21 protein-coding genes are annotated in these 25726 nt (G+C 65.2%); 18 read left to right on the top strand and 3 right to left on the bottom strand.

What is annotated here, in order from left to right; translation table 11 throughout:
- The first annotated feature begins 149 nt into the window (after positions 1-149).
- A complete protein-coding gene (locus tag ACNQQL_RS03495; protein WP_034184109.1) occupies positions 150-647 on the top strand; it encodes a universal stress protein in 498 nt (165 codons plus the stop codon).
- A gap of 87 nt (positions 648-734) precedes the next feature.
- Here the strand turns inward: ACNQQL_RS03495 and ACNQQL_RS03490 are convergent, their stop codons facing one another.
- The 3 genes from ACNQQL_RS03490 to lexA are packed head-to-tail and all read right to left on the bottom strand — an operon-like array spanning position 735 to position 2487.
- Complete coding sequence (locus ACNQQL_RS03490) at positions 735-1448, bottom strand: DUF2939 domain-containing protein (RefSeq protein ID WP_072441517.1); 714 nt, start codon at positions 1446-1448, stop codon at positions 735-737.
- A gap of 29 nt (positions 1449-1477) precedes the next feature.
- The gene (locus ACNQQL_RS03485) at positions 1478-1813 is read right to left on the bottom strand and encodes a hypothetical protein (RefSeq protein WP_034184111.1); all 336 of its coding nucleotides are present in this window, start codon (positions 1811-1813) and stop codon (positions 1478-1480) included.
- A 26-nt stretch (positions 1814-1839) separates the two neighbouring features.
- Complete coding sequence (gene lexA / locus ACNQQL_RS03480; protein WP_009689103.1) at positions 1840-2487, bottom strand: transcriptional repressor LexA; 648 nt, start codon at positions 2485-2487, stop codon at positions 1840-1842.
- A gap of 264 nt (positions 2488-2751) precedes the next feature.
- On the opposite strand from lexA, the gene ACNQQL_RS03475 reads away from it, so the two are divergent.
- The 17 genes from ACNQQL_RS03475 to ACNQQL_RS03395 all read left to right on the top strand — a co-directional run bounded on the left by ACNQQL_RS03475 (position 2752) and on the right by ACNQQL_RS03395 (position 25640).
- Positions 2752-3789 (top strand): sulfate ABC transporter substrate-binding protein, encoded by a 1038-nt coding sequence (locus tag ACNQQL_RS03475; protein WP_204426298.1) that lies wholly within the window; start codon positions 2752-2754, stop codon positions 3787-3789.
- 122 nt (positions 3790-3911) lie between these two features.
- Positions 3912-4826: a sulfate ABC transporter permease subunit CysT gene (cysT, locus tag ACNQQL_RS03470; protein ID WP_347063213.1), complete on the top strand. Its 915-nt coding sequence runs from the start codon at positions 3912-3914 to the stop codon at positions 4824-4826.
- Complete coding sequence (gene cysW, locus ACNQQL_RS03465) at positions 4823-5773, top strand: sulfate ABC transporter permease subunit CysW (RefSeq protein ID WP_204426300.1); 951 nt, start codon at positions 4823-4825, stop codon at positions 5771-5773. The genes cysT and cysW overlap by 4 nt, the downstream gene beginning before the upstream one ends.
- A gap of 13 nt (positions 5774-5786) precedes the next feature.
- The gene (locus tag ACNQQL_RS03460) at positions 5787-6845 is read left to right on the top strand and encodes a sulfate/molybdate ABC transporter ATP-binding protein (protein WP_204426301.1); all 1059 of its coding nucleotides are present in this window, start codon (positions 5787-5789) and stop codon (positions 6843-6845) included.
- Positions 6846-6920: 75 nt separating this feature from the next.
- The gene (locus ACNQQL_RS03455) at positions 6921-7847 is read left to right on the top strand and encodes a CysB family HTH-type transcriptional regulator (RefSeq protein ID WP_034184116.1); all 927 of its coding nucleotides are present in this window, start codon (positions 6921-6923) and stop codon (positions 7845-7847) included.
- Between the two features lie 594 nt (positions 7848-8441).
- Entirely contained in the window at positions 8442-9392 is a 951-nt protein-coding gene (locus ACNQQL_RS03450) for a sugar ABC transporter substrate-binding protein (RefSeq protein ID WP_072441500.1), read from the top strand.
- Positions 9393-9537: 145 nt separating this feature from the next.
- Complete coding sequence (locus ACNQQL_RS03445) at positions 9538-11151, top strand: sugar ABC transporter ATP-binding protein (RefSeq protein WP_347063212.1); 1614 nt, start codon at positions 9538-9540, stop codon at positions 11149-11151.
- Positions 11148-12167 (top strand): ABC transporter permease, encoded by a 1020-nt coding sequence (locus ACNQQL_RS03440; protein ID WP_347063211.1) that lies wholly within the window; start codon positions 11148-11150, stop codon positions 12165-12167. Before ACNQQL_RS03445 ends, ACNQQL_RS03440 begins: the two co-directional genes overlap by 4 nt.
- Before the next feature lie 35 nt (positions 12168-12202).
- A complete protein-coding gene (locus ACNQQL_RS03435; RefSeq protein ID WP_072441495.1) occupies positions 12203-13234 on the top strand; it encodes a LacI family DNA-binding transcriptional regulator in 1032 nt (343 codons plus the stop codon).
- A complete protein-coding gene (gene rbsK, locus ACNQQL_RS03430; RefSeq protein ID WP_347063210.1) occupies positions 13231-14160 on the top strand; it encodes a ribokinase in 930 nt (309 codons plus the stop codon). Before ACNQQL_RS03435 ends, rbsK begins: the two co-directional genes overlap by 4 nt.
- A gap of 281 nt (positions 14161-14441) precedes the next feature.
- Entirely contained in the window at positions 14442-16223 is a 1782-nt protein-coding gene (locus ACNQQL_RS03425) for a methyl-accepting chemotaxis protein (protein ID WP_347063342.1), read from the top strand.
- A 553-nt stretch (positions 16224-16776) separates the two neighbouring features.
- The gene (locus ACNQQL_RS03420; RefSeq protein ID WP_034184123.1) at positions 16777-18699 is read left to right on the top strand and encodes a PrkA family serine protein kinase; all 1923 of its coding nucleotides are present in this window, start codon (positions 16777-16779) and stop codon (positions 18697-18699) included.
- Between the two features lie 125 nt (positions 18700-18824).
- Positions 18825-20093, top strand: coding sequence for a YeaH/YhbH family protein (locus ACNQQL_RS03415; RefSeq protein WP_034184124.1), 1269 nt, complete (start codon positions 18825-18827; stop codon positions 20091-20093).
- Positions 20090-21769 carry a SpoVR family protein gene (locus tag ACNQQL_RS03410; protein WP_204426304.1) on the top strand — a complete coding sequence of 560 codons (1680 nt, stop codon included), beginning with the start codon at positions 20090-20092 and terminating at the stop codon, positions 21767-21769. Before ACNQQL_RS03415 ends, ACNQQL_RS03410 begins: the two co-directional genes overlap by 4 nt.
- 235 nt (positions 21770-22004) lie before the next feature.
- Complete coding sequence (locus tag ACNQQL_RS03405) at positions 22005-23309, top strand: MFS family transporter (protein WP_072441484.1); 1305 nt, start codon at positions 22005-22007, stop codon at positions 23307-23309.
- 963 nt (positions 23310-24272) lie between these two features.
- Entirely contained in the window at positions 24273-24857 is a 585-nt protein-coding gene (locus ACNQQL_RS03400; protein ID WP_347063209.1) for a fimbrial protein, read from the top strand.
- Between the two features lie 24 nt (positions 24858-24881).
- Positions 24882-25640, top strand: coding sequence for a molecular chaperone (locus ACNQQL_RS03395; protein ID WP_347063208.1), 759 nt, complete (start codon positions 24882-24884; stop codon positions 25638-25640).
- Positions 25641-25726 lie beyond the last annotated feature (86 nt).

Here is a 25726-nt window from a genome sequence, read left to right as displayed (position 1 = left end):
AGGGCAGGCCTGCACGGTGCGATGCAGGCGTGCACCGCATCATCGCGCACGCGCCGAGCGGGGCGAATCAGCGTTTTCCATCCCTTGCGTCCTGAATTGCGGCGCACCATGATGAGTGCGTAGGCTCGTTGTCGCGATAGGGAGGTTTCATGGCTAGCTACAACAAGATTTTGCTGTGTTACGACGGCTCGCTCGAAGGGCGCAAGGCACTGCGTTGCGGCGCCAATCTCGCAATGGACCTGAAGGCCGAAACGCACTTGCTGTCGGTCGTCGACATGCGTTCGAGCATTGCACAAAGCGCGGGTTTGCTGACCGACGTCGCGTGCGGCCGCTTCGAGGAAACCGCGCGCGAAATCCTGCAGGAAGGCGTGAACTGGCTGCGCGAGCGCGGCGTGCAGGCCGAAGGCCATTTCGCGTTCGGCTATCCGATCGACGAAATCGCGAATCTCGCGTCGGAGCTGAAGGTAGACCTCGTCGTCGTCGGCCACCGGTGCCGCAGCGGGCTATCGAGATGGTGGATGGGGTCGGGCAATACGCAACTGCTCGATCGCGTGAACTGCAGCATTCTGGTTGCGTGTTCGTCGGCGGAGGAGCAGAAGGCCGAAATCGCGCGCGAGCGTGAAGCGGCCACGGCGAGCGGCAAATGATCCAATGACGCAATGATTGCCTGACCGGCGATTCGCACCGGTCAGGCGCCGCACTGCATCCGCGGCGCGGGCGTCGCGCGCGACCGGCTACGCATGCAGGTCGATCGCGGACAACTTCCACGAAAACAGCCCGAAGCGGTGGAATACTGCCGCATAGCGCGTGCCATCGGCGCTGCGCTGGTAGGTCACGACGAATTCATCGACATTCCGGTAGCCGGCACTGGTTTGCTGCTGATGCGGCGTGTGCGTTGCATCGTTCGCGTTGGCCGGTGCGGCAGATGCCGGTGCCGGCGATGATGCTGCCGCGGCTGCGTTGCTGACCGGAACGGCTGCGCTCGCCGGAGCCGGATTGGCTGGCGGTGCGGCCGGTGCGCTGCCCGGTGCATTGCCTTGCGGCAGATTCGACCATTCGGGCGGACGCTCGCCCGGATTGCCGCGCGGCGGCAATCCGCTCATCAGCGCGGCCACGCCCTCCGGGGTCGCGTACGCATCGACCAGCGGGCCGATCAGTGCGGACCCGATCAGCGCACCGATCACCGCGAACGGATTCTCCTTCTTCACCGCGTCGATCCGGCGCATCAACTCTTCCGTGACCTGCTGCTTCAGGCTGATGCGCAGCGACGGAAAATCGACATATTCACTGATGGCCTGAGCATCGCGCGAATCGATCGCCGATTTCAGGCGACCGAGCGCGACGTATGGCGATGCGTATGCATAACCGATCGCTGCAATGACGGCGACGGCCAGTACGACGATCAGCAGGGGCTTGAGCCGCCATGTGCGGCCCGAAGATCCAGTCACGTTGCCTCCGGTGCGGGAATGTTCCGCAATCAGAGACCGCCTTGCGCGGCCGATCGTTCCTCCGCGATGCAGCGATCGATCATCCGGCACACGGCATCGATCGTGCCGACCATGATCAGGCGCGACCGGCCGTGATAGACGCGAACCGGCGCGCGGCGCGCGGGTTCCGCATGATTCAGGCCGGCATTCAGCGATACCCGCGCGAAAGCGGGGAGCGCCGACGGCAGCAGGGACGCCTGCCGTTCGACTGCGACTTCTTCTTTCACAGGCGCTGCCGCGGACAGCGGTGCGCAAGGCGTGCGGCCGCGCAGATGACGCAGGCGACCGAATTGACGGAAAGGCAGCAGACGGGCAAGGCGTTCCATGATGTTCTCCTCAGCGAGACGGAATGTCAGAGTTCGCCTGATCGGATCAGCCCGACGGCGATGCCTTCCAGCGCGAATTCCGCGCTGCCGGCCTTGACGAAGATGTTTTCGTAATCCGGGTTCTCCGCGATCAGCTCGAGACCGCCCGGCCGGCGCATCAGGCGCTTGACCGTGACGTCGTCGCCGAGACGCGCGACGATGATCTGGCCGTCCTTCGCTTCAGTGCGCTTCTGCACGGCGAGGAGGTCGCCGTCGAGAATGCCGGCGTCGCGCATCGACAGGCCGCGTACCTTCAGCAGGTAGTCGGGCTTGCTGGAGAACAGTGCGGGATCGCACGCGTAATGCTGTGAGATGTGCTCCTGCGCGAGGATCGGGCTACCGGCCGCGACGCGGCCGACGAGCGGCAGCGACAGTTGCATCAGGCCGGCGTGCGGCAGCGTGAACTGGTGCGGGGCGTCGTCGATGCCGAGCAGGCGGATGCCGCGCGATGCGCCGGCGGCCAGCTCGATCACGCCCTTGCGCGCCAATGCGCGCAGGTGCTCCTCGGCTGCATTCGGCGAGCTGAAGCCCAGTTCGGCCGCGATCTCGGCACGGGTGGGCGGGAATCCGGAGCGCTCGATCGCGCGACGGATCAAGTCGAACACTTGCTGCTGACGGGCGGTGAGTTTGGTCATGGATCAACTGTATGGATAGACAGTGAGCTGTATTTTTATACAGTACTTCGGGAATTTCAAGCGTTACTTGAGGTTCGACGCGATCGCGCCGGTTCCGGCGCGATTTCGCGACGTCCGGACGCCGGTTCATCTGCCGCAACCGTCCATCCCGTATGCGTTAGCACTTTTGAGTATTAAAAAATGAGGAACGATTATTTTTAATCATGTAAGCCGTTCGCTAGACTGGCCCGACATCGCAATACCGACAACACTGGAGAACCAAGGATGGCGAAGCGCAATACGGGGCTGGCGGGCGGAGTGGGCCGCCTGATCGCAACACTCGCGCTGGGCGCGGCGGCGGCGCTGGGCGTCGCGACACACGCCCAGGCCGATACGACCTTCCTGAACGTGTCGTACGATCCGACACGCGAGCTGTATCAGGACTTCAACCAGGCGTTCGGCAAGGAGTGGAAGGCGAAGACGGGCGAGACGGTCAACTTCAAGCAGTCGCACGGCGGCTCGGGCGCACAGGCGCGCTCGGTGCTCGACGGCCTGCAGGCCGACGTCGTCACGCTGGCGCTCGCGTACGACATCGACGCGCTCGCGAACAAGGGGCTCGTCAACAAGGACTGGCAGAAACGCCTGCCCGACAACGCGTCGCCGTACACGTCGACGATCGTGTTCCTCGTGCGCAAGGGCAATCCGAAGGGGATCAAGGACTGGGACGACCTGACCAAGCCGGGCATCTCGATCGTCACGCCGAACCCGAAGACGTCGGGCGGCGCGCGCTGGAACTACCTGGCCGCGTGGGCGTATGCGGTGCACAAGCCGGGCGGCAACGAGCAGACGGCGAAGGAGTTCGTCACGAAGCTCTACAAGAACGCGGGCGTGCTCGATTCGGGTGCGCGCGGCGCGACCACGAGCTTCGTGCAGCGCGGGATCGGCGACGTGCTGATCGCATGGGAAAACGAGGCATTCCTGTCGGTCAAGGAATTCGGTACCGACAAGTTCGAGATCGTCGTGCCGTCGGTGAGCATCCTGGCCGAGCCGCCCGTCGCGGTGGTCGACAAGGTGGTCGACAAGAAGGGCACGCGCAAGCTGGCCGACGCGTACCTGAACTTCCTGTACAGCCCGCAGGGCCAGGAGATCGCGGCGCGCAACTACTACCGGCCGCGTTCGAAGAGCGTGCCGGCGGAACTGACGAAGCAGTTCCCGAAGCTGAAGCTGTACACGGTCGACGACACGTTCGGCGGCTGGACGAATGCGCAGAAGACGCATTTTGCGGACGGCGGCGTGTTCGACTCGATCTACAAGCCGCAGTAACGCCATAACGACAGCGGTGCGCCACGACAGCGCGCCGCATCCCCGACGGGCCGCCGGCGCAATTCATCGCGCCGGCGTTTGCGTCGGGCCCATGAGCAGCATCGACCCAGCAAGAGCATCCGATGACGACGTACACCTTTCGCAAGCCGAGCGCGCTGCCCGGTTTCGGCGTGACGCTAGGCATCACGGTGGCCTATTTGAGCCTCGTGGTGCTGATTCCGCTCGCCGCCACGTTCCTGAAAACCGCGACGCTGTCGTGGGACCAGTTCGTCACCGCCGTCACGTCGCCGCGCGTGCTCGCGTCGTACCGGCTGACGTTCTCGGCCGCGCTCGGCGGCGCGCTGATCAACGCCGTGTTCGGCTTCCTCGTCGCGTGGGTGCTCGTGCGCTACACGTTCCCGTTCAAGCGCCTCGTCGATGCGATCGTCGATCTGCCGTTCGCGCTGCCGACGTCGGTCGCCGGCATCTCGCTCGCGGCCGTTTACGCGACCAACGGCTGGGTCGGCCAGTATCTCGCGCCGCTCGGCATCAAGATCGCGTTCACGCCGGCCGGCGTGCTGGTCGCGCTGACCTTCATCGGGCTGCCGTTCGTCGTGCGCACCGTGCAGCCGGTGCTCGAGGATTTCGAGCGCGAGCAGGAAGAGGCCGCCGCGTGCCTCGGCGCATCGCGCTGGTTGACGTTCCGCCGCGTCGTGCTGCCGGCCGTGCTGCCGGCGCTCTTGACCGGTTTCGCGCTGGCGTTCGCGCGCGCGCTCGGCGAATACGGATCGGTGATCTTCATCGCCGGCAACGTGCCGATGAAATCCGAGATCACGTCGCTGCTCATCATCACGAAGCTCGAGCAATACGACTACGCGGGCGCGACCGCGCTCGCGGTCGTGATGCTGGTCGTGTCGTTCCTGATGCTGCTGCTGATCAACACGCTGCAATGGTATTTGCAGCGCCGGACGAGCCGCGGCTCGTCCGGCAAGGGCGCAAGCGGCCCCGCGCCCGCGACCGTCACCGCAACCGCAACCGCAGCAGGAGGCCAGCAATGAGCCAGGAGGCCACCGTCGTGCTGAAAACCCCGTCGTCGGCCGCGCAAGGGCGCGCCGCAAACCGGCTCGACCCCGTCAGCGAGTCGCGCGTCGTGCGCTGGCTGCTCACGGGCATCGCGCTGGCGTTCCTCGCGTTCTTCCTCGTCGTGCCGCTCGCCGCGGTGTTCGTCGAGGCGCTGAGAAAGGGCGTCGGCTTCTATCTCGAATCGCTGGCCGATCCCGACGCATGGGCGGCAATCAAGCTCACGCTGATCGTCGCCGCGATCGCCGTGCCGCTGAATCTCGTATTCGGCGTGTGCGCATCGTGGGCGATCGCGAAGTTCGAATTCCGCGGCAAGGCGCTGCTGACGACGCTGATCGACCTGCCGTTCTCCGTGTCGCCGGTGATCTCGGGCCTCGTGTACGTGCTGCTGTTCGGCGCGCAGGGCTGGCTCGGGCCGTGGCTGCAGGATCACGACGTGCAGATCATCTTCGCGGTGCCGGGCATCGTGCTCGCGACGATCTTCGTCACGTTCCCGTTCGTCGCGCGCGAGCTGATTCCGCTGATGCAGGCGCAGGGCACCGACGAGGAAGAAGCCGCGCGCGTGCTCGGCGCGTCGGGCTGGCAGATCTTTCGCCGCGTGACGCTGCCGAACGTGAGGTGGGGCCTGCTGTACGGCGTGATCCTGTGCAACGCGCGCGCGATGGGCGAATTCGGTGCGGTATCGGTCGTGTCGGGCCACATCCGCGGTGTGACCGACACGATGCCGCTGCACGTCGAGATCCTGTACAACGAATACAACTTCGCGGCGGCGTTCGCGGTGGCGTCGGTGCTGGCGCTGCTCGCGCTCGTCACGCTCGCGCTGAAGCTGCTCGCCGAGCGTCATCTCGCCGCCGAACTGGCCGGCGCGCGCGACGCCGTTCCCGCACATGCCGGCCCTGTCGCCGCCGTTTCGTCGAAATCGTAAAGAGGCAACCAGAATGGGTATCACCGTCCGTAACCTTCAGAAGCGCTTCGGCGATTTCACGGCGCTCGACAACGTGTCGCTCGACTTCCCTGCCGGCGAGCTGGTCGCGCTGCTCGGGCCGTCCGGCTGCGGCAAGACCACGCTGCTGCGCGTGATCGCGGGCCTCGAGCACGCGGACGCCGGCCAGGTCGTGCTGCAGGGGCTCGACGTCGCGTCGGTCGGCGCGCGCGACCGTCAGGTCGGTTTCGTGTTCCAGCACTACGCGCTGTTCCGCCACATGACGGTGTTCGAGAACGTCGCGTTCGGGCTGCGCGTGAAGCCGCGCCGCGAGCGGCCGTCGGAAGCCGCGATTCGCGACAAGGTGCACGAGCTGCTGAAGCTCGTGCAGCTCGACTGGCTCGCGCAGCGCTATCCGTCCGAGCTGTCGGGCGGCCAGCGCCAGCGCATCGCGCTGGCCCGTGCGCTCGCGGTAGAGCCGAAGGTGCTGCTGCTCGACGAACCGTTCGGCGCGCTCGACGCGAAGGTCCGCAAGGAGCTGCGCGGCTGGCTGCGCCGTCTGCACGACGACCTGCACATCTCGACGATCTTCGTCACGCACGACCAGGAGGAGGCGCTGGAGGTGGCCGATCGAATCGTCGTGCTGAACCGCGGCCACGTCGAGCAGGTCGGCAGCCCGCAGGACGTCTACGATCATCCGCGGAGCGCGTTCGTGTACGAGTTCCTCGGCGCGGCGAACCGGCTGCCGGGCACGGTCGCCGGGCGCGGCTTCGTCGCCGAGGGCGCCGCTGCACCGATCGAGGTGGACGCCGACTTCGCGGGCCCCGCGAACGCATACGTGCGGCCGCACGACCTGCAGCTTTGGCCGGCAGGAGAAGGGCACCGGGACGGCATCGCCGTGGACGTGCGCCGCGTGATCCCGCTGGGCGGTTCGGTGCGCGTCGAGCTCGAGGCGCGCGCGGGCGGCGCACTCGAGGCGGAACTCGATCGCGATGCATGGCGTGCGCTCTCGCTGCAGGTCGGCGACGGCGCGACGGCCGTGCCGCGCGCGGTGCGCGTGTTTCCCGCGCGTTGAAGCGAGCATGCAGGGCAGGGGGCGGAATTCGCTCCGATTCGACCATCAAACAACGACAGCCTAAGAGGCATACCCATGAATTTTCAGCAATTGCGGTTCGTGCGCGAAGCGGTGCGCCAGAACATGAACCTGACGGAAGTCGCGAACGTGCTGTACACGTCGCAGTCGGGCGTGTCGAAACAGATCAAGGATCTCGAGGATGAGCTGGGCGTCGACATCTTCATTCGGCGCGGCAAGCGGCTGACGGGCCTCACGGAGCCGGGCAAGGCCGTGCACCAGTTGATCGAGCGGATGCTGCTCGACGCCGAGAACCTGCGCCGCGTCGCACGCCAGTTCGCGGACCAGGACAGCGGCCACCTCGTCGTCGCGACCACGCACACGCAGGCGCGCTACGCGCTGCCGAAGGTGATCCGGCAGTTCACCGACGTGTTCCCGAAGGTGCATCTCGCGCTGCGTCAGGGCAGCCCGCAGCAGATCGCGCAGATGATCCTGAACGGCGAGGCCGATCTCGGCATCTCGACCGAGGCGCTCGACCGCTATCCGGACATCGTCACGTTCCCGTGCTATTCGTGGCACCACACGGTCGTCGTGCCGAAGGGCCATCCGCTCGTCGGCCGCGAGAACCTGACGCTCGACGAAATCGCCGAGTACCCGATCATCACGTACGACCAGGATTTCACGGGCCGCTCGCACATCGACCAGGCGTTCGCGCAGGCAGGCGCCGTGCCCGACGTCGTGCTGACCGCGATCGACGCGGACGTGATCAAGACCTATGTCGAGCTCGGGATGGGGATCGGCGTCGTCGCGGCGATGGCTTACGATCCGCAGCGCGACACGGGCCTCGTCGCGCTCGATACGCAGCACCTGTTCGAGGCGAGCACGACGCGGGTCGGGCTGCGCAAGGGCGCGTTCCTGCGCGCGTATGCGTACCGGCTGATCGAGATGTTCGCGCCGCACCTGAACGAAGCGGAAATCGCGGGGATGTTGCGCGAAGCCGTCTGACGACAGCGCTTCGCGCGCCGTTCGGGCGGTTGCGCCGGGCGGCGCGGCATGCGCTCGCCGGAGGCGATGCGCAGCGCAGCGGCGGATGTGCCGTCGCCGTGAAGCGGCTGCACGGCATCGACAAGTCGGGTGGTGGATGCTGCTGCACTTCGTGCCGAGCGTCGGCGCGATCGCGTTGTTCGTGATGAACGGTTTCGTTGCCGGACGCCGCATGTGAACCGCTTCGGCGAGCCGCCGTCGGCCGATGAAGACGAGCCGGTGCCGCAGGACCCTGCGTGACGCGCGGCGGCCTGCGCAAGTGTGGTTTTTGCGCGTCGCGACGCACGATCGCGCACTCCGAAAAAACCCTTAAATATTGATCAGACAGGTTGCGCGCCGAAGCGAATCGGTACAGCATAGCTTTCACTCCGCCGGCTTCCAGCCGGCGGCGGCGCGTAAACAACAGCACGCGCCAGGCAGTCGGCCGTCTGCCTCGCTTCCATTCCGTGGTACCGACAGCAGCATCGATGGCCATTGCCCGGGTAGTGTGGCGCAAACGTTTGCTTACATTAAAACAACAGTCCGGCCCTTCGGGCCAGTCGCCAGGAGATGTGTATGAATGTCCGCTTTCGCCGTCGCTTCCTGACCGTCGCGCTCGCCGCCGTCGCGGTCGCCGCCGCACCGGCCGTCCACGCGCAATCTGCGGCCAAGCCGAAGGTCGCGCTCGTGATGAAGTCGCTCGCCAACGAGTTCTTCCTGACCATGGAAACCGGCGCGAAGGAATACCAGAAACACAACGCGAATCAGTTCGACCTGATCACCAATGGCATCAAGGACGAGACCGACACCGCGAACCAGATCCGCATCGTCGAGCAGATGATCGTGTCGAAGGTCGACGCGATCGTGCTCGCGCCGGCCGATTCGAAGGCGCTCGTGCCGGTCGTGAAGAAGGCCGTCGACGCGGGTGTCATCGTCGTGAACATCGATAACCGGCTCGATCCCGACGTGCTGAAGTCGAAGAACCTGAACGTGCCGTTCGTCGGCCCCGACAACCGCAAGGGCGCGCGCAAGATCGGCGACTACCTCGCGAAGAAGCTGAAGGCGGGCGACCAGGTCGGCATCCTCGAAGGCGTGTCGACGACGACCAATGCGCAGCAGCGCACGGCCGGCTTCGAGGACGCGATGAAGGCGGGCGGGATGAAGGTCGTATCGGTGCAGTCCGGCGAATGGGAGATCGACAAGGGCAATGCGGTGGCTGCCGCGATGCTCAACGAATACCCGAACCTGAAGGCGCTGCTGTGCGGCAACGACAACATGGCGATCGGCGCCGTGTCGGCCGTGCGCGCAGCCGGCAAGCAGGGCAAGGTGGCCGTGGTCGGCTACGACAACATCAACGCGATCAAGCCGATGCTGAAGGACGGCCGCGTGCTCGCGACCGCCGATCAGTACGCGGCGAAGCAGGCCGTGTTCGGCATCGACACTGCGCTCAAGGCGATCGCCGAGCATCGCAAGCAGGCCGACATGTCCGGCGTGGTCGAGACGCCGGTGGATCTCGTGACGAAGTGACGCAGCGCCGGTGCGGCCGCCGCCCTCAAGAATCGGGCGCGGCGGCCGTTATCCGGTGTGAGCGCGATCACGGCCACTGCATGCACATGCACTAGTGAGCGTCACACCCGCGCGCCGCGTGCGCGCGGCCGCAACCAGGATCGCGATGGAACCGACCTTCCAACCCTCCCGTTCAGCCGCCCCGGTGCTGTCCGTATCCGGCATCGGCAAGACCTATACCGAACCCGTGCTCGCCGACGTCACGCTGACGCTCGCGGCGGGCCAGGCGCTCGCGTTGACGGGCGAGAACGGCGCCGGCAAGAGCACGCTGTCCAAGATCATCGGCGGGCTCGTCGAACCGACCGCCGGCACGATGCAGCTCGGCGGCCAAGCGTATGCGCCCGCGAGCCGCACGCAGGCCGAGGCGCTCGGCGTGCGCATGGTGATGCAGGAGCTGAACCTGCTGCCGACGCTGACGGTCGCCGAAAACCTGTTCCTGAACCGCCTGCCGCGGCGCTTCGGGATCATCGACCGCGCGCGGCTGCGCGACGACGCGCGCGCCGCGATGGCGCAGGTCGGGCTCGACACGGTCGATCCCGATACGCCCGTCGGCGCGCTCGGCATCGGCCATCAACAGATGGTCGAAATCGCGCGCAACCTGATCGGCGACTGCCGCGTGTTGATCCTCGACGAACCGACCGCAATGCTGACCGCACGCGAAGTCGCGCTGCTGTTCGAGCAGATCGACCGGCTGAAGGCGCGCGGTGTCGCGATCGTCTACATCTCGCACCGGCTCGAGGAACTCGCGCGCGTCGCCGAGCGCGTCGCGGTGCTGCGCGACGGCCGGCTCGTGCATGCGGGCGACATGGCGGCGACGACGTCCGACCGGCTCGTCACGCTGATGGTCGGGCGCGAGGTCGGCGAGCATATCGATCTCGGCGAACGCCATATCGGCGCGCCGCGGCTTGTCGTGTCGGGCCTCACACGCGGGTCGGCCGTGCGGGACGTGTCGCTCGAGGTGCGCGCGGGCGAGATTTTCGGCATTTCGGGGCTGATCGGCGCGGGGCGCACCGAATTGCTGCGGCTGATCTACGGCGCCGATACGCCCGATGCCGGGATGATCGCGGTCGGCCAGCCGCTGAAACCGGCGCGGATCGGTTCGCCCGTCGATGCGGTGAAGCATGGCATCGCACTGATTACCGAGGATCGCAAGGGTGAAGGGCTGCTGCTGTCGCAGTCGGTCACCGCGAACGTGTCGCTCGGCCAGCTCGACCGGCTCGCGCGCGGCGGCATCGTCGACACCGCGCGCGAAACGGCGCTCGCCGAGCGGCAGATCGACGCGCTGCGGATCCGCACGCACGGCGCCGCGCAGGCGGTCGGCGAGCTGTCGGGCGGCAACCAGCAGAAGGTCGTGATCGGCCGCTGGCTTGCGCGCGACATGGGTGTGCTGCTGTTCGACGAGCCAACGCGCGGGATCGACGTCGGCGCCAAATTCGAGATCTACACTTTGATGGGCGCGCTCGCGCGCGAAGGCCGCGCGCTCGTCGTCGTGTCGAGCGACCTGCGCGAGCTGATGCTGATCTGCGACCGGATCGGCGTGATGTCGGCCGGGCGCATGACCGCCGTGTTCGAGCGCGGCAACTGGACCCAGGATGCGCTGCTGGCCGCGGCGTTCGCCGGCTTCGGCCGCGAGACGCCGCCGGGCGGCGCGCAGCATCCGGACGCGGGGCCGGCGCAGGGCGCGGCTCCCGGCACTTCGACGACAGGACAACCGCAATGACCCAGCCTCCCGTATCCCCGACCGATGCAGGCGCGCAGCAGGATGTGACGGGGCGCCGCGCGCGCATGCTGTCCGGCACGCGGCTCGGCCTGTCGAACTATCTCGGGCTCGCCGGCGCGCTGGCCGCGATGATCGCGCTGTTTTCGGCGCTGAGTTCGCATTTCCTGACCTACGACACGTTCAGCACGATCGCGAACCAGATTCCCGATCTCGTCGTGATGTCGGTCGGGATGACCTTCGTGCTGATCATCGCCGGGATCGACCTGTCGGTCGGCTCGGTGCTTGCGCTCGCCGCGTCGATGGTCAGCGTCGCCGCGCTGAAATGGCAGTGGGGGCCGCTGCCGGCCGCGCTGATCGGGATCGCGGTCGCAACCGTCACGGGCGCGCTGACGGGCGCGGTCACGGTCGGCTGGCGGATCCCGTCGTTCATCGTGTCGCTCGGCGTGCTGGAGGCCGCGCGCGGCCTCGCCTATCAACTGACGAATTCGCGCACGGCCTATATCGGCGACGCGTTCGATTTCCTGTCGAACCCGATCGCGCTCGGCATCTCGCCGGCATTCCTGATCGCGGTCGCGGTGATGATCGCAGCCCAGTTCGTGCTCACGCGCACCGTGTTCGGACGCTATCTCGTCGGGATCGGCACGAACGAGGAAGCCGTCCGACTTGCCGGGGTTAACCCGCGGCCGTATAAAATCCTCGTATTCGCATTGATGGGTGCGCTCGCGGGGCTCGCATCGCTGTTCCAGATTTCGCGGCTCGAGGCGGCCGATCCGAACGCGGGCGTGGGCCTCGAGCTGCAGGTGATCGCGGCTGTCGTGATCGGCGGCACGAGCCTGATGGGCGGGCGCGGCTCGGTGATCAGCACGTTCTTCGGCGTGTTGATCATCTCCGTGCTGGCCGCTGGGCTGGCGCAGATCGGCGCGAACGAGCCGACGAAACGGATCATCACCGGCGCGGTGATCGTGGTGGCGGTCGTGCTCGATACGTATCGCAGCCGGCGCGCACGCGCGCGGTAGAAAGACAGACAGAACAGACCAGAGAGAAACGGGAAATGGCGACGATCAAGGATGTGGCGGCCATGGCGGGCGTGTCGTTTACGACCGTCTCGCACGTGGTGAACAATTCGCGGCCGGTGTCAGCGGATGTGCGTGCGAAGGTCGAGGGCGCAATCCGCGAGCTGAACTACGTGCCATCGGCCGTGGCGCGCTCGCTGAAGGCACGGGCGACGGCGACCATCGGCCTCGTCGTGCCGAACAGCACGAATCCGTACTTCGCGGAGCTTGCGCGCGGCATCGAGGATCAGTGCGCGGCCAACGGCTATTGCGTGTTCTTCTGCAACTCGGACGACGATCCCGTGAAGCAGCGCAACTACCTGCGCGTGCTGCAGGAAAAGCGCATCGACGGGCTGATCGTCGCATCGGCAGGCGAGGATGCGGTGCTGGCGCAGACGCTCGCGGACACGCATGCGCCGCTCGTCGTCGTCGACCGCAACATCGAGGGGCTCGCGGCCGATCTCGTGCAGATCGACCACGAACGCGGCGCGTACCTGGCGACGCGCCACCTGCTCGAACTCGGGCACGCGAAGATCGGCTGCATCACCGGGCCGACCGACACGGCCGTCAGCGCGATGCGCGTGCACGGCTTCATCCGCGCGATGGCCGAGCGCGGGGTCGACATCGTGCCGGGCGCGATCGCGGAAAGCGACTTTTCGTGCCTCGGCGGTTATCACGCGGCGTCGCGGCTGTTCGAATCGGTGCGGCCGAGCGCGATCTTCGCGGGCAACGACCTGATGGGCGTCGGCGCGCTGCGCGCGGCCGCCGAGCGCGGAATGCGCGTGCCCGACGACTGCTCGATCATCGGTTTCGACGACATCGAATTTTCCCGCTACACGTATCCTGCGCTGTCGACGGTCGGCCAGTCGGTGCGCGCGCTCGGCGAAATGGCCGCGCAGACGCTGATCGAGCGGATCGGCGGCGGCTCGACGGCCGTGCCGAGCCGCCGTCGCGTCGTGTCGCCGCGCCTCGTACTGCGCGAGTCGACGGCGATCTACCGCGAACCGGCCGCATCGGGCGGTCGCGCATGACGGCGCCCGTTGCGGGCGCCGGCCGCGTGACGGTGGTCGGCAGCCTGAACATGGATCTCGTCGTGCGTGCGCCGCGGTTGCCGCTGCCGGGCGAAACGCTCGCCGGGCACGCGTTCGCGCAGGCGGCGGGCGGCAAGGGCGGCAACCAGGCCGTTGCCGCCGCCCGGCTCGGCGCGCAGGTCGCGATCATCGGCTGCGTCGGCGCGGACGCGCACGGCGCGGCACTGCGCGCGGGCCTCGAAGCCGAGGGCATCGACTGCACGGGGCTCGCGACGAGCGCGTCGGCGTCGACCGGCGTCGCGCTGATCGTCGTCGACGATGCGAGCCAGAACGCGATCGTGATCGTCGCGGGCGGCAACGGCGAGGTCACGACCGATACGATCGCACGGCACGAAGCCGCGCTGGCGTCGGCCGACGTGCTGATCTGCCAGCTCGAGACGCCGCCCGATGCCGTGTTCGCGGCACTGTCGGCCGGGCGGCGGCTCGGCCGCACGGTGGTACTCAATCCGGCCCCGGCCGTCGCGCCGCTGCCGGCCGGCTGGCTGCCGCTCGTCGATTACCTGATCCCGAACGAAGTCGAGGCCGCAGCGCTGACCGCGCTGCCGGTACGCGATCCGGCCGAGGCGGAAGCCGCCGCGCGTTCGCTGCAGGCCGGCGGCGCGCGCAACGTGCTGGTCACGCTCGGTGCGCGCGGCGTGCTCGCGCTGACGGCCGACGGTACCGCGCGGCACTATCCGGCGCCGACCGTGCAGGCCGTCGACACGACGGCGGCCGGCGATACCTTCATCGGCGGTTTTTCCGCGCGGATCGCAGCCGGCGCGGACGTCGACGCGGCCATCCGCTTCGCGCAACGCGCGGCGGCGCTGTCGGTCACGCGAGCGGGCGCGCAGCCGTCGATTCCGACACTCGCGGAACTGGCCGAATAGGGCTGGATCCCTGATGCCGCATCACGGCCGGCCGTCGCACGAGACGGCCGGCCGTGTCTGCTGCCCCGGCCGGCATCGCGCGAGCCCTCTCCCATCCTGTTTGTCGCTACCCGGATCTCGCACCAATTATTCGGAAGGATGAAATAAACAGACAAATAATTCGAGAAAATACCGTGGAAACCATCAAGTTGTGCAGCGTACGGTCGTAAATGCACCGAGTGAAGCAATGCTTCGAGCCAACGGGCCCGGCCCGTTCATGACGACGCAACACAGGAAGGATGATGGTCTTCAGGAACCTGACGATTCGTGCGCGCATCGGTTTGACGATGGCGTTTCTGGCGGTGCTGCTGGGCGTAACCGGCGTGCTCGGGCTGTACGGGATGACGCGTGCGAACGACTCGACGCGCGATATTTTCACGAACCAGATGCCGAGTGCGGTCGACGTGGCGGTCGCGGAAATGTTCGCCGCGCGCGAGCGCCTCGCGCTCGACCGCGCGGCGCTGCTGTCCGGCACGCCCGACTCGGCGGCGGCCATCGAGCGCAGCCGCGCGATGCGCACGCAGTCCGACGCGTGGTGGCAGAAATACCTCGCGCTGCCGCGCGACGCGGAGGAGGATCGCCTGGCGCAGGATGTCGCCGCGAAGCGGCTGGCGCTGCAACGCAGTTGCGACGCGTTCGCGAGCATCGTCGGGGCCGACCAGCGCGATCGCATCGGCGACGGCGCGAAGGAGCTCCAGGCGCGCTACAACGACCTCTCGGTGGCGAGCGAGGCACTGCGCAACTTCCAGTTCACCGCTGCAAAGGAGGGCTTCGATCATGCGCAATCGGTGTACGACACGCTGCGCGTGCTGTCGATCGTCGCGCTCGCGGCCGGCATCGGCGCCGCGCTGTTGTCGTGGCTGACGCTGAGCCGCGCGATCGGCCGCCCGATCGCGGACGCGCTCGCGCATTTCGACGCGATTTCCGCAGGTGACCTGCGCCGGCCGATCGTCGTGCACCGGCGCGACGAGATGGGCCAGCTTCTCGACGGCCTCGCGAAGATGCAGCGCGGGCTCGTCGACACGGTTCGCACCGTGCGCGGCGGCAGCGAGTCGATCGCAACGGCGGCCCGCCAGATCGCGGCCGGCAACATCGACCTGTCGTCGCGCACCGAGGAACAGGCCGCTGCGCTGCAGGAAACCGCATCGAGCATGGAACAGCTGACCGGCACCGTGAAACAGAACGCGGACAATGCACGCCAGGCAAGCGCGCTGGCCGCGAATGCATCGGAGATTGCAAACAAGGGCAATACGGTGGTCGGCCAGGTGGTCGGCACGATGGGTGAGATCAACGACAGCTCGGCCAAGATCGCGGACATCATCGCGATCATCGAGGGAATCGCGTTCCAGACCAACATTCTTGCGCTGAATGCGGCCGTCGAAGCCGCACGCGCGGGCGAGGAAGGGCGCGGCTTCGCGGTCGTCGCGGGCGAGGTGCGCAGCCTCGCCCAGCGATCGTCGACCGCGGCCAAGGAGATCAAGGCGCTGATCGACGCGTCGGTGGAGCGCATCCGGTCGGGTTCCACGCTGGTCGACGAAGCGGGGCGCACGATGAGCGACGTGATCAGTGCGGTCCAGCGCGTGACGGACATCATGGGTGAAATTGCCGCGGCGTCCGAGGAGCAGAGCGGCGGGATCGACCAGGTGGCGCGCGCCGTTGCGCAGATGGACGAGGTCACGCAGCAGAATGCGGCGCTCGTCGAGGAAGCCGCGGCCGCCGCGCAGTCGCTCGACGAACAGGCCGCGCGCCTGCGTGAAACGGCGTCGGTGTTCCAGCTCGACGACGAAGCGGCACGCCCGGGCGGCGTCGCGCCGGTCGCAGTGCGTCACGCATCGCGCGCTCCCGCGGCGGCCGTTGCCGCGCCGGCACCGGCACAACAGGCTGCTGCGCGCGACGATCGCGATGCACCGCCGAAGCGCATGGCTGCGGCGATGCCGGCGCGCAAGCCCGTCGCTGCATCCGCAGCGCCCGCAGCGGCGCCGGTCGCTGCCGCCGCCGGCGGTGATGACTGGGAGACCTTCTGATTCGCGCGTGCCGCGCATCTATCCCCATTTGGTGACGAACGACGCCCGCGACATGCGGGCGTCGTCGTTTCGGCGGCGGACAAAATGTGACAGCGCGCGTGAACGGTCACGCATCGTCGCATGCATCGCGCGATCAGCACCGACGGATGCGCGCAATACGCGCAACGGTACGCGTCGTGTTCCCGCATCCGTCGTACGGGTATCTCCGTAAGGGGCACGGCAAAAAAATTGTAACGGTGCGCGCGGCGTGTCGTCGTAAACGACGGCTCGAACGTATAGGGATGAAGGGGGGGCGTGACGACGTCGGAAGTGTCCAACGCACAAGACGATCCGTTGTTCGACGAGACGCGACGGATGCAGTTTCTGCGGCTTGGGAGGTCGATTGTAAAACGACGAAATACGTTGTCCAAGCGGTGTTGTCGAGAATGACGAACTTCATACGAAGAGTTCGTGAAAAAAAATTAGAAAGGGTTTAGGATGAATTCGAACGCGCTTGCTTCTGCGCAGTCGTACGAAGGCAGGCACGTCTTCAGACTCAGGCGAGGGAGGTAGCATGGATATTTACAGCAGCTTCGCGAACCGCTTCGAAAAAATGCGAGAGGAAGAGCTCTCGCTGGAGGAGTATCTCGCGCTCTGCAAGAACGATCCATCCGCGTACGCGACGGCTGGTGAACGCATGCTGGCAGCAATCGGGGAACCTGAACACATCGATACCCGCAACGAGCCGCGCCTGTCGCGGATCTTCGCGAACAAGGTCATCAAGGTCTATCCCGCATTCCGTGAGTTCTACGGAATGGAGGAAGTGATCGAGCAGGTGGTCGCGTATTTCCGCCACGCCGCGCAAGGGCTCGAAGAGAAGAAGCAGATCCTCTACCTGCTCGGTCCGGTGGGCGGCGGCAAGTCGTCGATCGCCGAGCGTCTGAAGCAACTGATGGAGCGCGTGCCGTTCTATGCCCTGAAGGGCTCGCCCGTCAACGAATCGCCGCTGGGGCTGTTCGACTACGACGAAGACGGCCCGATCCTCGAGGAACAGTACGGCATTCCGCGGCGCTACCTGAAGAGCATCCTGAGCCCGTGGGCAGTCAAGCGCCTGCACGAATACAACGGCGACATCCGCCAGTTCCGCGTCGTGCGCCGCTATCCGTCGATCCTGCGGCAGATCGGCATTGCTAAGACGGAGCCGGGTGACGAGAACAACCAGGACATCTCGTCGCTGGTCGGCAAGGTCGACATCCGCAAGCTCGAGCAGTATGCGCAGGACGACGCCGACGCATACAGCTACTCGGGCGGCCTGTGCCTCGCGAACCAGGGCCTGCTCGAGTTCGTCGAAATGTTCAAGGCGCCGATCAAGGTGCTGCACCCGCTGCTGACCGCCACGCAGGAAGGCAACTTCAAGGGCACCGAGGGCTTCGGCGCGATTCCGTTCGACGGGATCATCCTCGCGCACTCGAACGAGTCGGAGTGGAAGGCGTTCCGCAACAACCGCAACAACGAGGCGCTGCTCGACCGGATCTTCGTCGTGAAGGTGCCGTACTGCCTGCGCGTGTCGGAAGAGACCAAGATCTACGAGAAGCTGATCCGCAACTCGTCGCTCGCCGAGGCCGTATGCGCGCCGGGCACGCTGAAGATGATGTCGCAGTTCTCGGTGCTGTCGCGCCTGCACGAGCCGGAGAATTCGAGCCTGTTCTCGAAGATGCAGGTGTACGACGGCGAAAACCTGAAGGACACCGATCCGAAGGCGAAGTCGTACCAGGAATATCGCGACTACGCGGGTGTGGACGAAGGGATGACGGGCGTGTCGACACGCTTCGCGTTCAAGATCCTGTCGCGCGTGTTCAACTTTGATTCGAGCGAGGTCGCGGCCAACCCCGTGCACCTGATGTACGTGCTCGAACAGCAGATCGAACGCGAGCAGTTCCCGCCGGAAACCGAGCAGAAGTACCTGTCCTTCGTGAAGGACGTGCTCGCGTCGCGCTACGCGGATTTCATCGGCAAGGAGATCCAGACGGCCTACCTCGAGTCGTATTCGGAGTACGGCCAGAACATCTTCGACCGCTACGTCACGTATGCCGACTTCTGGATCCAGGATCAGGAATTCCGCGATCACGATACGGGCGAGAGTTTCGATCGCGCCGCGCTGAACGCGGAGCTGGAGAAGATCGAGAAGCCCGCCGGCATCAGCAATCCGAAGGATTACCGCAACGAGATCGTGAACTTCGTGTTGCGTGCGCGGGCGGCGAATGCGGGCAAGAACCCCGTGTGGACGAGCTACGAGAAGTTGCGCGTCGTGATCGAGAAGAAGATGTTCTCGAACACCGAGGAACTGTTGCCGGTGATTTCGTTCAACGCAAAGGGTTCGGCGGAAGAGCAGCGCAAGCATGAGGACTTTGTAAACCGGATGGTCGCGAAGGGCTATACGCCGAAGCAGGTGAGGCTGCTTTGCGACTGGTACCTGCGCGTGCGCAAGTCGTCATGACGCGCGCGGTACCGAGCCCGTGCGGCGAGTCCGCACGGGCGCTTTCAGGGACGCCGCCCGCATGACGGGAGACGGCATGTGCGGCGAGCGTCCCGGCATATCGACTTTCGAGCGGGAGACCGGCAGTGCTTCATCAAATCATCGACCGCAGGCTGGCCGGCAAGAACAAGAGCATCGCCAACCGCGAACGCTTTCTGCGTCGCGTCAAGAACTACATTCGTCGTGCCGTGTCCGACGCGGTGCGCGACCGTAGCATCAAGGATATCCAGAGCACGCAGAGCATCACGATCCCGCGCAAGGACATCGCGGAGCCGAATTTCCGGCACGGGCCGGGCGGGCGTCGTGAATACGTGCATCCCGGCAACGAGGACTACGTGCGCGGCGACAAGATCCCGCGTCCGCAGGGCGGTTCGGGCGGCGGCGGCAGTCAGGCGAGCAACGAGGGCGAAGGGCAGGACGATTTCGTGTTCGAGCTGTCGCGCGACGAGTTCATGCAGTACTTCTTCGACGATCTCGAACTGCCGCGCCTCGTGAAGACGCACCTGCTGACGGTGCCGAGCTGGAAGAACGTGCGCGCGGGCTGGTCGGCGGAAGGCACGCCGAACAACATCGACGTCGTGCGTTCGCTGCGCAGCGCGCTCGGCCGGCGCATCGCGCTCGGCTCGCCGCTCGTCAACGAGCTGCGCGAACTCGAGGCACAGCTCGAAGCGATGAAGAGCGATCCGGAAGACCGCCGCGCGGAAATCGCGACGCTCGAGGCCGAGATCCATCACCTGAAGGGACGCATCTGGCGGATTCCGTTCATCGATCCGTTCGACCTGCGCTACATCAACCGCGTGAAGCAGCCGCAGCCGTCGAGCCAGGCTGTGATGTTCTGCCTGATGGACGTGTCGGGCTCGATGGACGAGCAGCGCAAGGATCTCGCGAAGCGCTTCTTCATCCTGCTTTACCTGTTCCTCAAGCGCAACTACGAGCGCATCGAGGTCGTGTTCATCCGTCACCATACGCGCGCCGAGGAAGTCGACGAGGATACCTTCTTCCATTCGACCGAGAGCGGCGGCACGGTCGTATCGAGCGCGCTCGAACTGATGCGCAAGGTGCAGAACGAGCGTTACTCGCCAACCGAATGGAACATCTACGGCGCGCAGGCGTCCGACGGCGACAACTGGACCGACGATTCGCCCAAGTGTCGCAAAATCCTGGAAGAGGATATCCTCACGAAGACGCGTTACTTCGCGTATATCCAGGTCGCGCCGGAAGAGCAGAATTTGTGGCTGGAATACGCGCAACTGGCGCTGTCGCAACCGCATCTCGCGATGAAAAAAGTGGAATCGGCTGCCGACATTTACCCGGTGTTTCGCGAATTGTTCGAAAAGCAGGTGGAAACGTCATGACGACCCGCCATCTGCACAACGAGTCGCGCGGCTACGAGCCGCGCCCCTCCGGCGGCGACACGGCCGGCCCTGCCGCATCGCAGCAACGCGCGCAGGCCGAACCGTCGCCGCCGGCCGCCGACTTGCCCGGTTCCGGGCAAAAGGAAGCGCGTATGAACGTTGCCGAACGCAAGCCGCTGCCGTGCCCGTCCGACTGGACGTTCGAACTGCTCGAGGAATACGACACGCACATCTCGCAGGTCGCCGAACAATACGAGCTCGACATCTACCCGATCCAGCTCGAACTGATCAGCGCCGAACAGATGATGGACGCGTATGCGTCGGTCGGGATGCCCGTCAACTACCGCCACTGGTCGTTCGGCAAGCACTTCCTTTCGACCGAGAAGAGCTACCGCCGCGGCCAGATGGGCCTCGCGTACGAAATCGTCATCAATTCGAACCCGTGCATCGCGTATCTGATGGAAGAGAACACGATGACGATGCAGGCGCTCGTGATCGCGCACGCGGCGTACGGGCACAACTCGTTCTTCAAGGGCAACTACCTGTTCCGGCTGTGGACCGACGCGCACGCGATCATCGACTATCTCGTGTATGCGAAGAACTACGTCGCGGAATGCGAGGAGCGCTACGGGCTCGATCGCGTCGAGGAACTGCTCGATTCGTGCCATGCGCTGATGAACTACGGCGTCGACCGCTACAAGCGGCCGCAGAAGCCGTCGCTGTCGAAGGAAGCGGCGTTGCGGCGCGAGCGTGAGGCGTACCTGCAGTCGCAGGTGAACGAACTGTGGCGCACGCTGCCGGGCAAGAAACCCGAGCTGATGGAGGAGCAGGAAGACCGCTATCCGCCCGAGCCGCAGGAGAACCTGCTGTATTTCGCGGAGAAGAACGCGCCGCTGCTCGAGCCGTGGGAGCGGGAAGTGATCCGCATCGTGCGCAAGATCGGCCAGTATTTCTACCCGCAGCGGCAGACGCAGGTGATGAACGAAGGCTGGGCGACGTTCTGGCACTACACGCTGCTGAACACGCTGTACAACCAGGGCAAGCTGGAAGACAGCTTCATGATGGAGTTCCTCCATTCGCACAGCAACGTGGTCTACCAGCCGCCCGTCACGAAGCCGTACTACAGCGGGATCAACCCGTACGCCCTCGGTTTCTCGATGATGAGCGACATCCGGCGGATCTGCGAAGCGCCGACGGAAGAGGACTACAAGTGGTTTCCGGAAATCGCGGGCACCCCGTGGCTGCCGGCGATGCACTACGCGATGCGCAACTTCAAGGACGAGAGCTTCATCGCGCAGTACCTGTCGCCGAACCTGATCCGCGAGATGCGGCTCTTCTCGGTGCTCGACGACGACATGCGCGATTCGCTCGAGGTGTCGGCGATCCACGACGATTCCGGCTACCAGTACGTGCGGCAGGCGTTGTCGCGGCAGTACGACATCCATCACCGCGAGCCGAACATCCAGGTGTGGGCCGTGAACACGCGCGGCGACCGCAGCCTCACGCTGCGCCACTTCATGACCGACAACCGCCACCTGTCGAGCGACAGCGACGAAGTGCTCAAGCACATGGCGCGGCTGTGGCAGTTCGACGTGTACCTGGAAAGCGTCGACGAGGCCGGCACCGTGCGCAAGCGCTACGAGTGCCGCTACGTGCCGCCGGAGGTGCGCGTGTGAGCGCCGCTTTCGAATAGTTTGCATCGGACGCCAGCCCACGGGCTGGCGTTTTCATATGACGAACGCGCGGCGGGAGAAAAATTTTCTACATCCGGACGAACCCGGAAAGCCTGTTACTTTACATTTCGCTAAAATCGCGTAGCGCCGTGCCGCCGGAACCGGTGCCACGTGCGACCGCACGCGGCGGCCCCCAAGCCGTCTCGCCCAGAAAGCATTAAAAGGAACAGACCAATCCATGGACGTCCAGACCGACCAAGCTGCGCTGTCCGCGCATGACACCCGGCGGCGCGTGTTCGCCATCGTCGGCGCCTCATCGGGCAACCTCGTCGAGTGGTTCGACTTCTACATCTACTCGTTCTGCGCGCTGTACTTCGCGCCGGCGTTCTTCCCGAGCGGCAACACGACGACGCAGTTGCTGAACACGGCCGGCGTGTTCGCGGCCGGCTTCCTGATGCGCCCGATCGGCGGCTGGCTGTTCGGCCGCATCGCCGACCGTCACGGCCGCCGCGCGGCGATGATGATCTCGGTGCTGATGATGTGCGGCGGCTCGCTCGTGATCGCGGTGCTGCCGACCTATGCGCAGATCGGCGCGCTCGCGCCGGCGCTGCTGCTGGTCGCGCGCCTGTTCCAGGGCCTGTCCGTGGGCGGCGAATACGGGACGAGCGCGACCTACATGAGCGAGGTCGCGCTGAAGGGCCGGCGCGGCTTCTTCGCGTCGTTCCAGTACGTGACGCTGATCGGCGGCCAGCTTTGTGCGTTGCTGGTGCTCGTGATCCTGCAGCAGACGCTGTCGACCGATGAACTGAAGGCGTGGGGCTGGCGCATTCCGTTCGTCGTCGGCGCGGCGGCCGCGCTGATCTCGCTGTACCTGCGGAAATCGCTCGACGAGACGTCGACGAGCGCATCGCGCGACAAGAAGGACGCCGGCACGATCCGCGGCGTGTGGCGGCACAAGGGCGCGTTCTTCACGGTGGTCGGCTTCACGGCCGGCGGCTCGCTGATCTTCTACACGTTCACGACGTACATGCAGAAGTACCTCGTGAACACGGCCGGCATGCACGCGAAGACGGCCAGCAACGTGATGACCGTCGCGCTGCTCGTCTACATGCTGATGCAGCCGGTGTTCGGCGCACTGTCCGACAAGATCGGCCGCCGCACGTCGATGATCCTGTTCGGCTCGTTCGCGGTGATCGGCACGGTGCCGCTGATGCATGCGCTGAAAGACGTGACGAGCCCCGTGGCCGCGTTCGTGCTGATCACGGTCGCGCTGGCGATCGTCAGCTTCTATACGTCGATCAGCGGCCTCATCAAGGCCGAGATGTTCCCGCCGGAAGTGCGCGCGATGGGCGTCGGCCTGTCGTACGCGGTCGCGAACGCGATCTTCGGCGGCTCGGCCGAGTATGTCGCGCTGTGGTTCAAGTCGATCGGCAGCGAGGAAACCTTTTACTGGTACGTGACGGTGCTGTGCGCGATCTCGCTGATCGTGTCGTGGCGGATGCGCGATCCGAGCAAGGAAGGGTATCTGCGCAACGAACCGTGATCGTGCACGGCGCTGCCCGACCATCCGGCCGGCGCAGCCCGGCGCACCACCAGCGGCGTCCCGCCATTGCGGCGGGGCGCCGTTTTTTTTTGCAGCGGACGGGCTATGTTCGTGCGAACCCGTGCAAGCGTATCGACGCACACGCGATATCGATATGGCGATCCATTCGTTGTCGTCGGCCGGCGCTCCTTTTATTCTGAACCCGTAGTTCGTGTGACACCTCCTTGACTGGGATTCGCGCCCGCTGCTTGCAGCGGGCGTTTTTTTGCGTGCTGCGTCCGGTGCCGGGCGAGAAACGGTGGATACCCGCCCGGGACGATGCGTTTGGGACAAGTTCGTAACGATGTCTGCGTCGATGCGGTCGCGCGAAGAAATGCGGGCTCGCAATGATGCCCCGGTACGAGACGCGAATTCAGATTGTCAATATGCTATATGCACAGTTAATTCATGGGTGGAATGATCGAGGGGAGGCGTCCTCGATTATACGATTTGTCAAATTTTCGATTTTCATCAATAGGACATCCTTGATTAATCGAATTTCAAGATAATCAATCGTTGTCTTTTTTGATAAATTTGATGATTTTTTTGATGGCTTTGTGCGTCCGCGATGAAAGTGCCGACTGGACTGCATTTCTCGCCGCTACCGGAAGCCGATTCAAGAGCCGTGCGCGTGATCCGGTCGGCATACGCAGATGGCCGTGAGCACGCCCGCGCGCGGCTATCGACTCGGTGCAGTCATTCGAATTTCTTCTGAATGGACAAATGGATCCGATATTTCTTACTCGTACGATATCGGGAAATCGTTTGGGTAAATAGAATGGTGCGGTCGTCATTTTTTCGGATGAAATCATCCGAAATGCGACGATCCGATCCGTATTGCGGGCAGTCGGCGGAAGGGTTGAATGTCCGCGTGTCGATCGGTCTGTTCCGAGAAGAATCGTCCATTTTTAGAGGAATTCAACGATGAAAATGAATCTGCTTCGGGGTTGCGTTGCAGCGGGTATCGCGAGTGTCGCACTGGTGCCGTCGGTTTCCCACGCATTCGACGGCCAGCTCGATTTCTACGGCAGCATCTCCGACGTCACCTGCAACATCAATGGAGAAGCGCCCGGGCCCGGCAACCGGAAAGAAGTGCAACTCGGCGATCGCATCAGCCCGAGCACCTTCGACAAGATCGGTGCGACGTCGACGCCCGTCACGTTCAACCTCGCTATCGGCGGCAATACGGGCTGTACCAACGGCACGAAGGTCGTGATCGATTTCGACCCGGTGTCGGTCAACATCAATCCGGCGACCGGCAACCTGAAGCTCATCGGCACCAAGCCGGCGGAAGGCGTCGAGATCCAGATCAGCGACGCGGGTAACGGAAAGGCCGGCAAGATCACGCTCGGCAAGCCGCAGAACATCGCGGATGCTCAGGTCGCGACCGTCGCGAACAACGCCGCGACCCTGACCTACACGGCGTCGTACGTGTCGACGGCCGCGCCGGACGCGATCAAGACTGGTTCGGGCAATTCGTTCATCCGCTATATGCTCGCTTACCACTGATCGGTGCATTTCCCGTTCCACGTCATGACCTTGTCAATTCGTTATCCTTATTTACAAGTCGTGGCCGGTGTCATGGCGTGGGCCGCCTGCGCCACGCTGGCGCAGGCGGCGCTTTTGCTGGACGGTACCCGGGTGATTTTCCCCGAACGCGCTCGCGACGTGACTGTCCGGATGGAAAATTCCGGCTCCGAACCGGTACTCGCGCAGAGCTGGATCGACGACGGTCGCGCCGACGTTCCGCCCGAACAGATGCGCACGCCATTCGTGGTTGCGCCGACACTGGTGCGCGTCGAGGCGGGGAGGGGCGCCGTGCTGCGCATTACGAACATGCAGGCGCAGTTGCCCGTCGACCGTGAATCGGTGTTCTGGCTGAACGTGCTCGAAGTGCCGACGGTACAACCGGACGCGGATAACCGGCTGCGCTTCGCCTTCCGAACCCGCATCAAGATGTTTTACCGGCCCTCGTCGCTCGCGAACGACGTCGAAACGGCGCCAGACAAACTGGTCTGGAAGGTGTCCGCCGATTCGTCCCACACGGACAAGCGGCAGATATCGCTCGAGGTTTCCAATCCGACGCCGTATTACGTGTCGTTCGGGATGGTCGAGGGCGACGTAGGCGGCACGTTCATACCGGCCAGTGGCGGGATGGTCGCGCCGTTCGGCTCCCAGCGCTTCCCGTTGCAGGGCGCCGCCGCGCAGTCGCATCGCCCGACGGCCGTGCGCTTCATGACCATCGACGACTACGGCGGGCAAAGCACGATAACCAAAAAATTGACCGACTGAGCAGTCCGTCCACGCAACGCATCCAGAAGGCACGATCCAGCATGCCGGATTCGAATCATGGATTCGGTATGCTAACTAACTGTATC

The organism is Burkholderia sp. LFS061 (assembly GCF_047978125.1).
GTDB classification, from domain to species: Bacteria; Pseudomonadota; Gammaproteobacteria; order Burkholderiales; family Burkholderiaceae; genus Burkholderia; species Burkholderia pyrrocinia_C.
The sequence above is the reverse complement of the archived record's forward strand: the minus strand, read 5'-3'. Positions and strand labels throughout refer to the sequence as shown.

What these genes read in the sequence shown, in the direction of transcription:
- ACNQQL_RS03495 (WP_034184109.1), top strand. Translation starts at nt 150, where the DNA reads ATGGCTAGCTACAACAAGATTTTGCTGTGTTACGACGGCTCGCTCGAA.
- ACNQQL_RS03485 (WP_034184111.1), bottom strand. Translation starts at nt 1,813, where the DNA reads ATGGAACGCCTTGCCCGTCTGCTGCCTTTCCGTCAATTCGGTCGCCTG.
- lexA (WP_009689103.1), bottom strand. Translation starts at nt 2,487, where the DNA reads ATGACCAAACTCACCGCCCGTCAGCAGCAAGTGTTCGACTTGATCCGT.
- ACNQQL_RS03475 (WP_204426298.1), top strand. Translation starts at nt 2,752, where the DNA reads ATGGCGAAGCGCAATACGGGGCTGGCGGGCGGAGTGGGCCGCCTGATC.
- cysT (WP_347063213.1), top strand. Translation starts at nt 3,912, where the DNA reads ATGACGACGTACACCTTTCGCAAGCCGAGCGCGCTGCCCGGTTTCGGC.
- cysW (WP_204426300.1), top strand. Translation starts at nt 4,823, where the DNA reads ATGAGCCAGGAGGCCACCGTCGTGCTGAAAACCCCGTCGTCGGCCGCG.
- ACNQQL_RS03460 (WP_204426301.1), top strand. Translation starts at nt 5,787, where the DNA reads ATGGGTATCACCGTCCGTAACCTTCAGAAGCGCTTCGGCGATTTCACG.
- ACNQQL_RS03455 (WP_034184116.1), top strand. Translation starts at nt 6,921, where the DNA reads ATGAATTTTCAGCAATTGCGGTTCGTGCGCGAAGCGGTGCGCCAGAAC.
- ACNQQL_RS03450 (WP_072441500.1), top strand. Translation starts at nt 8,442, where the DNA reads ATGAATGTCCGCTTTCGCCGTCGCTTCCTGACCGTCGCGCTCGCCGCC.
- ACNQQL_RS03445 (WP_347063212.1), top strand. Translation starts at nt 9,538, where the DNA reads ATGGAACCGACCTTCCAACCCTCCCGTTCAGCCGCCCCGGTGCTGTCC.
- ACNQQL_RS03440 (WP_347063211.1), top strand. Translation starts at nt 11,148, where the DNA reads ATGACCCAGCCTCCCGTATCCCCGACCGATGCAGGCGCGCAGCAGGAT.
- ACNQQL_RS03435 (WP_072441495.1), top strand. Translation starts at nt 12,203, where the DNA reads ATGGCGACGATCAAGGATGTGGCGGCCATGGCGGGCGTGTCGTTTACG.
- rbsK (WP_347063210.1), top strand. Translation starts at nt 13,231, where the DNA reads ATGACGGCGCCCGTTGCGGGCGCCGGCCGCGTGACGGTGGTCGGCAGC.
- ACNQQL_RS03425 (WP_347063342.1), top strand. Translation starts at nt 14,442, where the DNA reads ATGGTCTTCAGGAACCTGACGATTCGTGCGCGCATCGGTTTGACGATG.
- ACNQQL_RS03420 (WP_034184123.1), top strand. Translation starts at nt 16,777, where the DNA reads ATGGATATTTACAGCAGCTTCGCGAACCGCTTCGAAAAAATGCGAGAG.
- ACNQQL_RS03410 (WP_204426304.1), top strand. Translation starts at nt 20,090, where the DNA reads ATGACGACCCGCCATCTGCACAACGAGTCGCGCGGCTACGAGCCGCGC.
- ACNQQL_RS03405 (WP_072441484.1), top strand. Translation starts at nt 22,005, where the DNA reads ATGGACGTCCAGACCGACCAAGCTGCGCTGTCCGCGCATGACACCCGG.
- ACNQQL_RS03400 (WP_347063209.1), top strand. Translation starts at nt 24,273, where the DNA reads ATGAAAATGAATCTGCTTCGGGGTTGCGTTGCAGCGGGTATCGCGAGT.
- ACNQQL_RS03395 (WP_347063208.1), top strand. Translation starts at nt 24,882, where the DNA reads ATGACCTTGTCAATTCGTTATCCTTATTTACAAGTCGTGGCCGGTGTC.